This window comes from Citrobacter sp. Marseille-Q6884, from assembly GCF_945906775.1.
Taxonomy (GTDB): Bacteria; Pseudomonadota; Gammaproteobacteria; order Enterobacterales; family Enterobacteriaceae; genus Citrobacter.
Genome location: NZ_CAMDRE010000001.1, coordinates 635,915 through 648,226, shown reverse-complemented (window position 1 = coordinate 648,226; position 12,312 = coordinate 635,915). Strand labels below are relative to the sequence as shown.

At 52.2% G+C, this 12,312-nt stretch carries 14 protein-coding genes; 4 read left to right on the top strand and 10 right to left on the bottom strand.

Annotation, left to right across the window (positions count from 1 at the left end):
* Positions 1-367 precede the first annotated feature (367 nt).
* The 4 genes from N7268_RS03030 (at position 368) to mtgA (ending at position 5,327) form a co-directional block, all read left to right on the top strand.
* Positions 368-1,297 carry a TIGR01212 family radical SAM protein gene (locus N7268_RS03030; RefSeq protein WP_198905540.1) on the top strand — a complete coding sequence of 310 codons (930 nt, stop codon included), beginning with the start codon at positions 368-370 and terminating at the stop codon, positions 1,295-1,297.
* A gap of 94 nt (positions 1,298-1,391) precedes the next feature.
* Complete coding sequence (gene arcB / locus N7268_RS03025; RefSeq protein ID WP_260861750.1) at positions 1,392-3,728, top strand: aerobic respiration two-component sensor histidine kinase ArcB; 2,337 nt, start codon at positions 1,392-1,394, stop codon at positions 3,726-3,728.
* Positions 3,729-3,957: 229 nt separating this feature from the next.
* Positions 3,958-4,611 carry an isoprenoid biosynthesis glyoxalase ElbB gene (gene elbB, locus N7268_RS03020; protein WP_198905542.1) on the top strand — a complete coding sequence of 218 codons (654 nt, stop codon included), beginning with the start codon at positions 3,958-3,960 and terminating at the stop codon, positions 4,609-4,611.
* Positions 4,608-5,327, top strand: a complete 720-nt coding sequence (mtgA, locus tag N7268_RS03015) for a monofunctional biosynthetic peptidoglycan transglycosylase (RefSeq protein WP_260861749.1) — start codon at positions 4,608-4,610, stop codon at positions 5,325-5,327. Before elbB ends, mtgA begins: the two co-directional genes overlap by 4 nt.
* Before the next feature lie 48 nt (positions 5,328-5,375).
* Here the strand turns inward: mtgA and npr are convergent, their stop codons facing one another.
* From npr to kdsD, 10 genes are all read right to left on the bottom strand, one after another.
* Positions 5,376-5,648, bottom strand: a complete 273-nt coding sequence (npr, locus tag N7268_RS03010; protein ID WP_198905546.1) for a PTS phosphocarrier protein NPr — start codon at positions 5,646-5,648, stop codon at positions 5,376-5,378.
* A complete protein-coding gene (gene rapZ, locus N7268_RS03005; protein ID WP_003025085.1) occupies positions 5,645-6,499 on the bottom strand; it encodes an RNase adapter RapZ in 855 nt (284 codons plus the stop codon). Before rapZ ends, npr begins: the two co-directional genes overlap by 4 nt.
* Positions 6,500-6,544: 45 nt before the next feature.
* On the bottom strand, positions 6,545-7,036 hold the full coding sequence (gene ptsN, locus N7268_RS03000) for a PTS IIA-like nitrogen regulatory protein PtsN (protein WP_198905548.1): 492 nt from the start codon (positions 7,034-7,036) through the stop codon (positions 6,545-6,547).
* An 83-nt stretch (positions 7,037-7,119) separates the two neighbouring features.
* Positions 7,120-7,407 (bottom strand): ribosome hibernation promoting factor, encoded by a 288-nt coding sequence (hpf, locus tag N7268_RS02995; RefSeq protein WP_005121327.1) that lies wholly within the window; start codon positions 7,405-7,407, stop codon positions 7,120-7,122.
* A gap of 22 nt (positions 7,408-7,429) precedes the next feature.
* Positions 7,430-8,863 (bottom strand): RNA polymerase factor sigma-54, encoded by a 1,434-nt coding sequence (rpoN, locus tag N7268_RS02990; RefSeq protein WP_198905549.1) that lies wholly within the window; start codon positions 8,861-8,863, stop codon positions 7,430-7,432.
* Between the two features lie 46 nt (positions 8,864-8,909).
* Entirely contained in the window at positions 8,910-9,635 is a 726-nt protein-coding gene (gene lptB, locus N7268_RS02985) for an LPS export ABC transporter ATP-binding protein (RefSeq protein ID WP_260861748.1), read from the bottom strand.
* A gap of 6 nt (positions 9,636-9,641) precedes the next feature.
* Complete coding sequence (lptA, locus tag N7268_RS02980) at positions 9,642-10,196, bottom strand: lipopolysaccharide ABC transporter substrate-binding protein LptA (RefSeq protein WP_103769889.1); 555 nt, start codon at positions 10,194-10,196, stop codon at positions 9,642-9,644.
* Positions 10,165-10,740 (bottom strand): LPS export ABC transporter periplasmic protein LptC, encoded by a 576-nt coding sequence (lptC, locus tag N7268_RS02975; protein ID WP_198905551.1) that lies wholly within the window; start codon positions 10,738-10,740, stop codon positions 10,165-10,167. Before lptC ends, lptA begins: the two co-directional genes overlap by 32 nt.
* Positions 10,737-11,303 (bottom strand): 3-deoxy-manno-octulosonate-8-phosphatase KdsC, encoded by a 567-nt coding sequence (kdsC, locus tag N7268_RS02970; RefSeq protein WP_260861747.1) that lies wholly within the window; start codon positions 11,301-11,303, stop codon positions 10,737-10,739. Before kdsC ends, lptC begins: the two co-directional genes overlap by 4 nt.
* Before the next feature lie 20 nt (positions 11,304-11,323).
* A complete protein-coding gene (gene kdsD / locus N7268_RS02965; RefSeq protein ID WP_198905553.1) occupies positions 11,324-12,310 on the bottom strand; it encodes an arabinose-5-phosphate isomerase KdsD in 987 nt (328 codons plus the stop codon).
* Positions 12,311-12,312 lie beyond the last annotated feature (2 nt).

Here is a 12,312-nt window from a genome sequence, read left to right as displayed (position 1 = left end):
AAAATAAAGGGGTTTTTACATCGATTTAACGCGCGTGAAGTCGGTGGGGAAGTGTGATCTGTCTCACTGTCAGGATGGCCTGATATCTCATCTCCTCCCTTTGTTTATCACGATGTGTGGCATTTTATGCTGGTTTTTGGAGCATTGGCGTCTTAAAGATACTGTTTTTATCCGAAGGGTGTCAGAAGATAAAAAAAATAGCGGGATATAAGGAAAAGTAATTACCGTTTTACTGAATGAAATTTCTGTTATTTTGAATTTTTATGCAATAAATAAAGGCGCGCCTGGGCGATTGATCCAGGTCATCGCCGACAGGGGCTAAAAATGGCAGGCTTTGGCCTCTTTTCAAGGCGCGGTCTATCAGATTATGCAGTTACAGAAATTAGTCAATATGTTTGGTGGGGATCTTTCTCGCCGTTATGGGCAAAAGGTTCATAAACTCACGCTGCACGGGGGTTTTAGCTGCCCAAATCGCGATGGCACCATCGGACGTGGCGGCTGTACTTTCTGTAATGTCGCCTCGTTTGCCGATGAAGCGCAGCAGCATCATTCCATTGCCGAGCAGCTTGAGCATCAGGCGCATCTGGTTAATCGCGCCAAGCGTTATCTGGCCTATTTTCAGGCCTATACCAGTACCTTTGCAGAAGTGCAGGTGCTCCGTTCTATGTATCAGCAGGCCGTCAGTCAGGCCAATATCGTTGGGCTGTGCGTCGGAACGCGCCCGGACTGTGTGCCGGATGCGGTGCTCGATCTGCTTTGCGAATATAAGGATCAGGGATACGAGGTGTGGCTGGAGCTGGGGCTGCAAACCGCACATGATAAAACGCTGCACCGCATCAATCGTGGACATGATTTTGCCTGCTACCAGCGAACCACTCAGTTGGCCCGTGAACGCGGGTTAAAAGTGTGCTCGCACCTTATTGTCGGCTTACCGGGAGAAGGGCAGACGGAGTGTCTGCAAACGCTGGAGCGGGTGGTAGATACTGGCGTTGACGGTATTAAGCTGCACCCGCTGCATATCGTGAAGGGCAGCATTATGGCGAAAGCCTGGGAGGCAGGGCGTCTGAGCGGCATTGACCTTGCTGATTATACAGTGACAGCAGGCGAGATGATTCGCCATACACCGCCGGAAGTTATCTACCATCGGATTTCTGCCAGCGCCCGTCGCCCGACGTTACTGGCGCCGCTCTGGTGTGAAAATCGATGGACCGGGATGGTCGAACTGGACAGGTATCTCAATGAACATGGCGTCCAGGGATCCGCTCTGGGCAACCCCTGGAGCCTGCCAAACGCGTAGCGCGATGAGGGAAACTACGCATTTCTTGCACAATCTTAAACGTCACGCTGAGAATTGAGTATTATTGTGCCAAGTTGTCGTGAAGGAACCCTCTATGAAGCAAATTCGTATGCTGGCGCAATATTATGTCGACCTGATGATGAAGTTAGGTCTGGTGCGCTTTTCGCTGCTGTTGGCGCTGGCTCTGGTCGTGTTGGCAATCGTGGTGCAGATGGCTGTCACTATGGTGTTGCATGGCCGGGTAGAAAGTATTGATGTCATTCGCTCTATCTTTTTTGGTCTGCTGATTACGCCCTGGGCCGTCTATTTCTTGTCCGTGGTGGTGGAGCAACTGGAGGAATCCCGGCAACGCTTATCACGGCTGGTGCAAAAGCTTGAGGAGATGCGCGAGCGCGATCTTAAGCTTAACGTACAACTGAAAGACAATATCGCGCAGCTCAATCAAGAGATTGTTGAGCGCGAGAAGGCGGAAGCCGAGCGTGAGGAAACCTTCGAGCAGCTCAAAGTCGAAATCAAAGAGCGCGAAGAAGCGCAGATCCAGCTTGAGCAACAGTCCTCTTTTCTGCGTTCTTTCCTGGATGCCTCGCCGGATCTGGTTTTTTATCGCAATGAAGATAAAGAGTTTTCCGGCTGTAACCGCGCCATGGAGTTACTGACCGGCAAGAGTGAAAAGCAACTGGTGAATTTAAAACCGGCAGACGTTTACTCGCCTGAGGCGGCTGAGAAGGTTATCGAAACTGACGAGAAAGTCTTCCGCCACAATGTGTCACTCACCTATGAGCAGTGGCTGGATTACCCCGACGGGCGCAAAGCCTGCTTTGAAATCCGTAAAGTGCCCTACTATGACCGCGTGGGTAAGCGACATGGTCTGATGGGCTTTGGGCGCGATATTACGGAACGTAAGCGCTATCAGGATGCGCTTGAGCGCGCCAGCCGCGATAAGACCACCTTTATTTCCACGATCAGCCACGAACTGCGTACGCCGCTTAATGGCATTGTCGGATTAAGCCGCATATTGCTGGATACGGACCTGACCGCGGAGCAGGAAAAATACCTGAAAACGATCCATGTCTCTGCGGTGACGTTGGGTAATATCTTCAACGATATTATTGACATGGATAAGATGGAGCGGCGTAAAGTTCAGCTCGATAATCAGCCGATAGATTTCACCAGCTTTATCGCCGATCTGGAAAACCTCTCTGGCCTGCAGGCGCAGCAAAAAGGGCTGCGTTTTGTGCTTGAGCCGACGTTACCGCTGCCGCATAAAGTCATTACCGACGGGACGCGTCTGCGTCAGATCCTGTGGAACCTGATCAGCAATGCCGTGAAGTTTACCCAGCAGGGGCAGGTCACCGTGCGGGCGCGTTATGACAAAGAGAGCATGCTGCACTTTGAAGTTGAAGATTCCGGGATCGGTATTCCGCAGGATGAGCAGGATAAAATCTTCGCCATGTACTATCAGGTGAAAGACAGTAACGGGGGCAAACCGGCGACGGGAACCGGTATCGGTCTGGCCGTGTCGAAGCGTTTGGCGAAAAACATGGGCGGCGATATTACGGTTTCCAGCCAGCCAGGAAAAGGATCTGTCTTTACGCTGACCGTTCATGCTCCCGCCGTGGCGGAACAGGTTGAAGATGCGTTTGAAGACGATGAGATGCCTCTGCCCGCGCTGAACGTACTGTTGGTCGAAGACATTGAGCTGAACGTGATTGTCGCGCGTTCAGTGCTGGAAAAACTGGGTAACAGTGTGGATGTCGCCATGACCGGGAAAGCCGCGCTGGAGATGTTCAAACCGGGTGAATATGACCTGGTGCTGCTGGATATTCAGTTGCCGGATATGACGGGGCTGGATATCTCCCGGGAGCTCACCAAAAAATACGCGCGCGAAGACCTGCCACCGCTGGTGGCGCTCACCGCCAACGTGCTGAAAGACAAAAAAGAATATCTGGATGCTGGCATGGACGATGTGCTGAGTAAGCCGCTGTCGGTTCCGGCCTTAACCGCCATGATTAAAAAATACTGGGATACCCGAAACGAAGAGGAGAGCACTGTGACATCTGAAGAAAGCAGTAAATCGCAAGCGCTGTTAGATATTCCCATGTTGGAACAATACCTCGAGCTGGTGGGACCGAAGTTAATTACCGACGGGCTGGCGGTGTTTGAGAAGATGATGCCGGGATATTTGAGCGTGCTGGAGTCGAACCTGACCGCACGTGATAAAAAAGGCGTTGTGGAAGAGGGGCACAAAATCAAAGGCGCAGCGGGATCGGTCGGGCTGCGTCATCTGCAACAGCTCGGTCAGCAAATTCAATCACCGGACCTTCCTGCCTGGGAAGATAACGTGGCTGAATGGATTGAAGAGATGAAGCAGGAGTGGCAACACGATGTGGCGGTATTAAGAGCCTGGGTAGCAAGCGCGGAAAAAAAATGACCCCGGCTTGACCGGGGTGCGCGAATACTGCGCCAACACCAGGGAAATCGTGGCTGCGCCGTAAATTATTATCATTGTTTACAAGGGCGCAGCCCTAAATTTCAGGCCGCACGCAGTTAAGATAGCAAATCTTAAATAATTTGTTACATGAATCAGTTAAATGTGTGAAGCGTAGCATTTTAATCAAAATTATTAATGTGCTTCGGTCAGTTGCGAAAGGAGTGTTTCGATGAAAAAAGTTGGCGTAGTGCTGAGTGGATGTGGCGTCTATGACGGCGCGGAGATCCATGAAACCGTACTCACACTGCTGGCCATTGCCCGCAGTGGTGCTCAGGCTATCTGCTTTGCGCCGGACAAACAGCAGACGGATGTCATCAATCATCTGACGGGCGAGCCGATGCCGGAAACGCGTAACGTCCTGATTGAAGCCGCCCGTATTACGCGAGGGGAGATTCGCCCACTTGCCCAGGCTGTTTCTTCGGAACTGGACGCACTGATTGTGCCCGGAGGATTTGGCGCGGCGAAGAACCTGAGCAATTTCGCCAGCCAGGGGAGCGACTGCCGGGTCGATAGCGATTTAGCCGCACTGGCCGTGGCGATGCATCAGGCAGGGAAACCGTTGGGCTTTATGTGTATCGCGCCAGCCATGTTACCCAAAATATTTAACTTCCCGCTGCGGGTGACGATTGGCACTGATATTGATACCGCGGAAGTACTCGAAGAGATGGGGGCTGAACATGTGCCTTGTCCGGTCGATGACATTGTGGTTGATGAAGATAACAAAATCGTCACCACCCCAGCTTACATGCTGGCACAGGATATTGCTGAGGCGGCAAGCGGTATCGATAAGCTGGTCTCGCGCGTGCTGGTACTGGCTGAATGAGAAAAGGCGTTACCGCGTTTCTGCGGCGTATTTTTCTCCGTATCGTCATTGTCCTCGCGGTATTTTGGGGCGGGGGCATCGCCCTGTTCAGCGTGTTGCCAGTGCCTTTTTCGGCGGTGATGGTTGAACGGCAAATCGGCGCATGGCTGTCCGGTGATTTCCGTTACGTGGCGCACTCGGATTGGGTGAGCATGGATGAGATTTCTCCGTGGATGGGGCTGGCGGTGATTGCGGCAGAAGATCAAAAATTTCCGCAACACTGGGGATTTGATGTTTCCGCGATAGAAAAAGCGCTGGCGCACAACGAACGTAATGAAAACCGTATTCGTGGCGCGTCCACGTTATCGCAGCAAACGGCAAAAAACCTCTTTCTGTGGGATGGACGCAGCTGGATACGTAAAGGGCTGGAAGCCGGGTTAACGCTCGGTATGGAAACGGTCTGGAGTAAGAAACGTATTCTGACCGTGTACCTGAATATTGCTGAGTTTGGTGATGGCGTATTCGGTGTGGAAGCGGCGGCGCAACGCTATTTTCATAAGCCAGCCAGTCGGCTGAGCCTGTCTGAAGCGGCATTGCTGGCAGCGGTGCTGCCGAATCCAATACGATTTAAGGCGAATGCACCGTCAGGTTATGTGCGTAACCGCCAGGCGTGGATTATGCGTCAAATGCGCCAGTTGGGTGGTGAGTCGTTTATGCGGGAAAATAAACTGTATTAGTGGGTCGGTCGCCGGATGCGGCGTAAACGCCTTATCCGGCCAACAGGATTAATCTTCGTCAAACCCTGAATTAAACAACGCAATCACTGCCGCCAGGGCTTCAACTTCCTGAGGTCCTGTGGCTTCAATCTCGATCTGACGTCCTTTGGCAGAATCCAGCATCAGCAGAGCGATAACGCTATTTGCTTCGGCTTCTGTACCTTCATCATTACGCAGCAGGACTTCTGCTTCAAAACCCTGCATCAATTCAAACAGTTTCATTGCCGGCCGGGCATGCATGCCCAGCTTATTCGTGATTTCAACAGTTTGCTTCACGGTCATGATTTACGTTTTTCCAGCGTACGATGGCGTGACTGTACGTTTTTACCGCGAGAGCGGAAGTAGTCTGCCAGTTGCTCTGCAATATACACCGAACGGTGTTTCCCGCCGGTACAGCCGATGGCTACGGTGAGATAGCTTCGGTTGTTGGTCTCCAGCATGGGTAACCATAGCTCAAGATAGCTGCGAGTCTGGTAGATAAAATTGTGTACTTCTGTGTGCCTGTCGAGAAAGGCGGCGACAGGTCTGTCAAGACCGGTCATTGGACGCAGTTTCGGGTCCCAGTGCGGGTTCGGCAGGAAGCGCACGTCAAAGACGTAATCCGCGTCAATGGGGATGCCGTGTTTGAAGCCGAAGGACTCGAAGACCATCGTGAGTTCACGTTCACGCTTGCCCAGCAGGCGGGTACGTAACATTTCCGCCAGTTCGTGGACGGACATTTCGGACGTATCAACGATCAGGTCAGCGCGGGAGCGCAGCGGCTCCAGTAAATCACTTTCCTTATCAATCGCGCTTTCCAGAGACAAATTTTTGCTGGAGAGCGGGTGTAGACGACGCGTATCGCTGTAGCGGCGAATCAGCGTATTACGGTCAGCGTCAAGGAACAGCAGTTGCGGCGAGAAACCTTCCGGCAGGTTATTCATGGCCTGCTCGAAAATCTCCGGGGACTCAGGCATGTTGCGCACATCAATGCTGACGGCCGCAGAAATTTGGCGATCGGCCAGTGTACGAGCCAGATCGGGCAACAACACGACGGGGAGGTTATCCACGCAGTAAAAACCCATATCTTCCAGCGCACGCAGGGCGACAGATTTTCCTGACCCTGAACGACCGCTGACGATCATCAGTACCATGTACTGTTTCTCCTCACAACGACAAAAAAGGATGTCATTGGGTTGTTATGCTTCATCCTGTCCACCTTCGGTGTCCGTGATGATTTGATACAGCTCTTCGTCACTCTGCGCGGCACGCAGACGGCGGCAGATAGTCTTGTCTGCCAGACGTTTTGCTACCAGTGATAGCGTATGCAAATGCGTCTTGGTTTGGTCCGCAGGGACCAGCAGGGCGAAAAGCAGGTCGACAGGTTGATTATCTATGGCGTCGAACGCGATAGGCGTTTCGAGTTGCACAAAAACGCCGACTGCGCGCAACGTGTCTTCTTCCAGCTTTCCGTGCGGAATCGCAATACCATTACCGATGCCGGTACTGCCCATTTTCTCACGCGTCAGGATGGCTTCAAATACCACCTGAGGGGGCAGACTGAGCTGTTTGGCTGCCAGCTCACTGATGATTTCCAGTGCGCGTTTCTTGCTTTGGCAGTGAACGCCAGCGCGCGTACATTCCTGGTTAAGTACATTGCTCAGTTGTAGAGTCGTATCGTTATTTATCATAATTTCACCTAAGCGCTAACTGTACAAATGGCCTGTTGTGTTTCACAACAGGCCGTCCTGCACCCGCTAACTGCCCGGACAAGTTAGTGCTGTTTCAGTTTATCTTTATGTTTTGTTAACTGCCGAGCCAGTTTATCAATTAAACCGTCAATGGCGGCATACATATCCTGACCTTCCGCGCTGGCATGAATTTCGCCACCGTTCACATGCAGTGTTGCATCCGAGATGTGTGTGACTTTCTCCACTTTCAACACAATATAGACCTGATTAATCCTGTCGAAATATTGTTCAAGCTTGGCGAACTTTGTGGTGACAAAGTCGCGCAGGGCTTCAGTGATTTCGACGTTATTTCCAGTGATGTTGAGCTGCATAGTGTCTTCCTTATCGGTTGGGTCAGACCAGCTGTTTGCGCTGGTTAGACGGCGGAATGGATAAAGACTCTCGGTACTTCGCAACGGTGCGGCGCGCCACCATGATACCTTGTTCTGACAGCATAGAGGTTAACTTGCTGTCACTCAGCGGTTTCGCAGGGTTCTCCGCAGCAATTAATTTCTTCACCAGCGCGCGTATCGCTGTGGAAGAGGCTTCGCCTCCACCCTCAGTGTTAACGTGGCTGGAAAAGAAATACTTCAATTCGAAAATGCCGCGCGGACTGTGCAGATACTTTTGCGTGGTCACTCGGGAAATGGTCGATTCGTGCATCTCGACGGCCTGGGCGATATCCGCCAGCACCATCGGTTTCATATACTCTTCGCCCTGGTCAAAGAAAGCTTGCTGCTGCTCCACAATACAGCGGCTGACGCGCAACAGCGTATCATTGCGGCTTTCCAGACTTTTGATCAGCCACTTCGCATCCTGCAGGTTGCTGCGGATAAACTGGCTGTCGGCATCGTTACGCGTGCCATTACACATGGCCGCATAGTGCTGGTTAATCTGCAGGCGTGGAATGCTGTCACTGTTCAGTTCGACGACCCAGCGATCGTTATGCTTGCGCACCAGCACATCCGGGATCACATACTCCGGTTCACCTGTCTGGATCGACTGTCCCGGTCGGGGGTCAAGCGACTGAATCAGGTTGACGGCTTCTTTCAGCACATCTTCTTTCAGTCGGGTAACACGCATGAGCGTGCGGAAGTCGTGATTGGCTAACAGATCGAGATGATCGCTGATGATCAGACGGGCTTCTTCCAGCCACGGCGTGGCCTTGTCAAACTGCGAAAGTTGGATCAGCAAACAGTCGCGGAGATCTTTTGCCGCAACGCCAACAGGATCAAAGCGTTGAACGCGTTTAAGCACGGCTTCGATCTCATCCATACCGATGTCGTCATCACCCATGCTTTCGAGAATGTCATCCAGCGAAACAGTCAGATATCCAGTCTCATCAACCGCATCCACAATCGATGTGGCAATGGCGCGATCGGTATCCGAGAACGGGGTCAGCTCCACTTGCCACATCAGATAATCCTGCAGCGATTGTGTAGTCTCACCCTGATACACAGGTAGCTCGTCGTCGATGTAATCTCCACTGGTGCCAGAAGGCGTACCTGCGGTGTAAATTTCATCCCAACTGGCATCAAGCGGCAGCTCTTCCGGCATCTCTTTTTGTTCAAGCGCGTCTGCGGTGTCGAGAGGTTCGCTGTCCTGTTTATCCTGCGTATCAATTTCGTCGTGAAGATCGGTTTGCTCGAGCAGTGGGTTACTTTCCAGCGCTTGCTGAAGTTCTTGCTGAAGTTCCAGCGTGGACAACTGCAACAGGCGGATAGCCTGTTGTAGCTGAGGCGTCATGGCCAGTTGTTGGCTGAGCCTGAGTTGCAAACCTTGCTTCATGTTCAGAGTTGTTTTCTCCCGCAGTGAGGTGAAGTCTTCTACCCTATCAGAGTCTGAAGTCTTCCCCAAGGTATACGCGCTTAACGTGCTCGTCCTGCAGAATTTCTGTCGGCGTACCGTGCGCGATCAGATGCCCCTGGCTCACAATGTAGGCCCGCTCACAGACCGCCAGCGTTTCGCGCACGTTATGGTCAGTAATTAGCACGCCCAGCCCGCTGTCACGCAGGTGTTCGATGATGCGTTTAATATCAATAACGGAAATCGGGTCAACGCCCGCAAACGGTTCATCCAGCAGGATAAATTTCGGATTTGCGGCCAGAGCACGGGCGATTTCCACACGGCGGCGTTCACCACCGGAGAGCGATTGACCCATGCTGTCGCGCAAATGTTCGATATGGAACTCTTCCATCAGTTCGTTAGCACGATCTTCACGCTGTTCGCTGGTCAGATCGTCACGAATTTGCAGCACCGCCATCAGGTTATCAAACACGCTCAGGCGACGGAAAATGGAGGCTTCCTGCGGTAAATAGCCGATACCACGACGTGCGCGAGCATGCAGCGGCAGCAGGCTAATGTCTTCATCATCAATGATGATATTGCCCGCATCACGCGGCACAATGCCGACAACCATGTAAAAGGTCGTGGTTTTACCGGCGCCGTTAGGGCCAAGCAGACCGACGATCTCCCCTGAGTTGACGGCCAGACTGACATCTTCCACTACGCGGCGGCCTTTATAGGCTTTTGCAAGATTCTTTGCAGTTAATGTTGCCATAACGAATCAGTTACCTTTTTTCTCTGCCGGAGCCTTGGTTTTGTTTTTATCCTGCAGCTGCGACGGCACCAGAACGGTGGTGACGCGTTTGCCTTTGTCACTGAAGGCCTGCATTTTTTGCTCTTTTACCAGGTAGGTAATCTTATCGCCCGTGATGTTGCTATCGAGTTGTTCCAGATAGGCCTTACCGGTCAGAACGACGAAGTCTTTCGCCAGTTCATAGTGCATCTGCGAAGCGTGACCTTTAACCGGCTTACCGTTGTCCTGCATCTGGTAAAACGTTGCCGGGTTACCATAGCCATCAATCACTTCTTTGCCATCTTCGCCGCCAGGACGGGTCACGACGACTTTATCGGCATTAATTTTGATGGTGCCCTGCGTCACGATAACATTACCGGTAAATGTCACCACGTTACCCTGCATATCCAGGGACTGCTGGTCCGATTCAATGTGAATCGGCTGCTCGGTATCGCCGGTGACGGCAAATGCCGGAATGCTGGCGGCCAGAAGTGAGCTGGCAAGCACAAGGTTAAGGCTGAGTTTGTTTGTTTTGGATTTCATATGAGGTTCTAACCTTTTCAATCAGCTCGGCGTTCTTGCTGCGTAAGTTGCCGCGCATCTTCAGTCCGCTGGAGTTAAATGTTGTTCCGTACAACGTGACCAGATCATCTGATGTGACATCTTGCGTCACCAGGTTGATCTGCGCGTTATCGGTAGTAATTCTGCGTAGTTGAGAGTCAGGCACCAGCGCGTTGACTTCAACGTGACCATACAGATACAGCATCCGATCTTCGGTCAATTTGGCTTTATCGGCCTTGATTGACCATGTCGGGACTTTATCCTTATCAAACGTGGTTAATACGGGTTGCGTAAACCACGAAACCGCCTGATCTGAATAATATTCAACATGTTGGGCGATCAGACGATAGCTCAGTGCGCCTTCCGGGCTATACACGACGGTATCAGTATGTTCGCTCTTATAGGTGGGATCGTTGTTATTCACGACCACCTGGGTTGTGTCGTCTTTGTCTGCCAGGTTAATACCAATCAGCACAAGGACAGCCAGCGACAGTAGAATGATAACCCAACGTCTGGTTTTGCTCATATCGATTGCCCTTTGGCTTCATCCAGTTTGCCCTGCGCCAGGAGTAATAAATCGCAGACTTCACGTACCGCGCCGCGCCCCCCGTCGATACGGGTGACATAGTCGGCCCGCGGGATCAACAACGGATGCGCATCGGCGACGGCGACGCTTAATCCCACTTTTTCCATCACCGGCCAGTCGATCAGATCATCGCCAACGTACGCCACATTTTCAGGTGCAATAGCCAGTTTGCTGATCAGGTCGGCAAACGCGATCAGTTTGTCCGATTGCCCTTGATAGAGATGGGTAATCCCCAACGTGGCACAGCGATCTTCTACAAGTTTAGCCTTTCGTCCGGTAATAATGGCAACCTCAATACCGGAAGTGAGCGCGCAACGAATACCGTAGCCATCGCGGACGTTAAACGCCTTCAGCTCTTCACCGTTATTACCCATATAAATCAGACCATCAGACAGCACGCCATCCACATCAAGGATCAGCAGACGGATGTTCTCTGCCTTCGTGATGACGTCAGTGTTGACGGGTCCATAACAGGTCGCAAGCGACGCACCTGCTTTACTCATTTTCTTTATCCTTGAGTTTCTTACACTACACCTGCACGCAGCAGATCATGCATATGTAACACACCGAGTAACTGGTCGCCATCAGCAACCATTACTGAAGTGATATGGCGGGACTGCATTAAGTTCAGGGCATCCACGGCCAGAATGCCAGGGCGCACACGGATGCCTCCAGGCGTCATCACATCGGCAATGCCTAACTGGCGAACATCGACGCCCATGTCGAAGACGCGACGTAAATCGCCATCAGTGAAAATACCGTCAATCTTCATCGCGTCATCGCAAATAACGGTCATGCCAAGGTTTTTCCGCGTGATCTCCAGTAAGGCATCACGCAGGCTGGCGCTTTTATTGACGTGCGGGATCTCGTCGCCGGTATGCATAATATCGTTAACGCGCAGTAAAAGCTTACGACCCAGTGCGCCACCCGGATGGGATAACGCAAAATCTTCTGCAGTAAAACCGCGAGCCTTGAGTAACGCGACGGCAAGCGCATCGCCCATCACCAACGTCGCGGTCGTGCTGCTGGTCGGTGCCAGACCTAACGGGCACGCTTCTTTGGGCACTTTAACACACAGATGCACATCTGCTGCACGCGCCATGCTGCTTTCAGGGCGGCCGGTCATGCAGATAAGCGGAACGTGAAGGCGTTTGAGTACCGGAATTAACGCGGCGATCTCATTGGATTCGCCGGAGTTAGAAATGGCGATCACCACGTCCTGCGGCGATACCATACCCAGATCGCCGTGCGCCGCTTCACCAGGATGAACGAAAAATGACGGAGTGCCGGTGCTGGCAAACGTTGCGGCCATTTTCCGCCCGATGTGGCCGGATTTTCCCATTCCCATGACCACCACTTTTCCCGGGCAACTGAAAATCTTTTCACAGGCGAGAGAGAAATTCTGATTGATGTACTGATCAAGCTCCGCCAGGCCTTCACGTTCAATTGCCAGGACTTCCTTGCCTGCTTGCTGAAAGTCAAAACCCGGTTGCAACTCTAAGTGCGACATAA

Bases quoted from the DNA above. Each gene is read 5' to 3' on its own strand.
- rpoN (WP_198905549.1), bottom strand. From the start codon at position 8,863: ATGAAGCAAGGTTTGCAACTCAGGCTCAGCCAACAACTGGCCATGACG.
- npr (WP_198905546.1), bottom strand. From the start codon at position 5,648: ATGACCGTGAAGCAAACTGTTGAAATCACGAATAAGCTGGGCATGCAT.
- lptA (WP_103769889.1), bottom strand. From the start codon at position 10,196: ATGAAATCCAAAACAAACAAACTCAGCCTTAACCTTGTGCTTGCCAGC.
- N7268_RS03030 (WP_198905540.1), top strand. From the start codon at position 368: ATGCAGTTACAGAAATTAGTCAATATGTTTGGTGGGGATCTTTCTCGC.
- arcB (WP_260861750.1), top strand. From the start codon at position 1,392: ATGAAGCAAATTCGTATGCTGGCGCAATATTATGTCGACCTGATGATG.
- lptC (WP_198905551.1), bottom strand. From the start codon at position 10,740: ATGAGCAAAACCAGACGTTGGGTTATCATTCTACTGTCGCTGGCTGTC.
- rapZ (WP_003025085.1), bottom strand. From the start codon at position 6,499: ATGGTACTGATGATCGTCAGCGGTCGTTCAGGGTCAGGAAAATCTGTC.
- kdsC (WP_260861747.1), bottom strand. From the start codon at position 11,303: ATGAGTAAAGCAGGTGCGTCGCTTGCGACCTGTTATGGACCCGTCAAC.
- mtgA (WP_260861749.1), top strand. From the start codon at position 4,608: ATGAGAAAAGGCGTTACCGCGTTTCTGCGGCGTATTTTTCTCCGTATC.
- lptB (WP_260861748.1), bottom strand. From the start codon at position 9,635: ATGGCAACATTAACTGCAAAGAATCTTGCAAAAGCCTATAAAGGCCGC.
- ptsN (WP_198905548.1), bottom strand. From the start codon at position 7,036: ATGATAAATAACGATACGACTCTACAACTGAGCAATGTACTTAACCAG.
- kdsD (WP_198905553.1), bottom strand. From the start codon at position 12,310: ATGTCGCACTTAGAGTTGCAACCGGGTTTTGACTTTCAGCAAGCAGGC.
- elbB (WP_198905542.1), top strand. From the start codon at position 3,958: ATGAAAAAAGTTGGCGTAGTGCTGAGTGGATGTGGCGTCTATGACGGC.
- hpf (WP_005121327.1), bottom strand. From the start codon at position 7,407: ATGCAGCTCAACATCACTGGAAATAACGTCGAAATCACTGAAGCCCTG.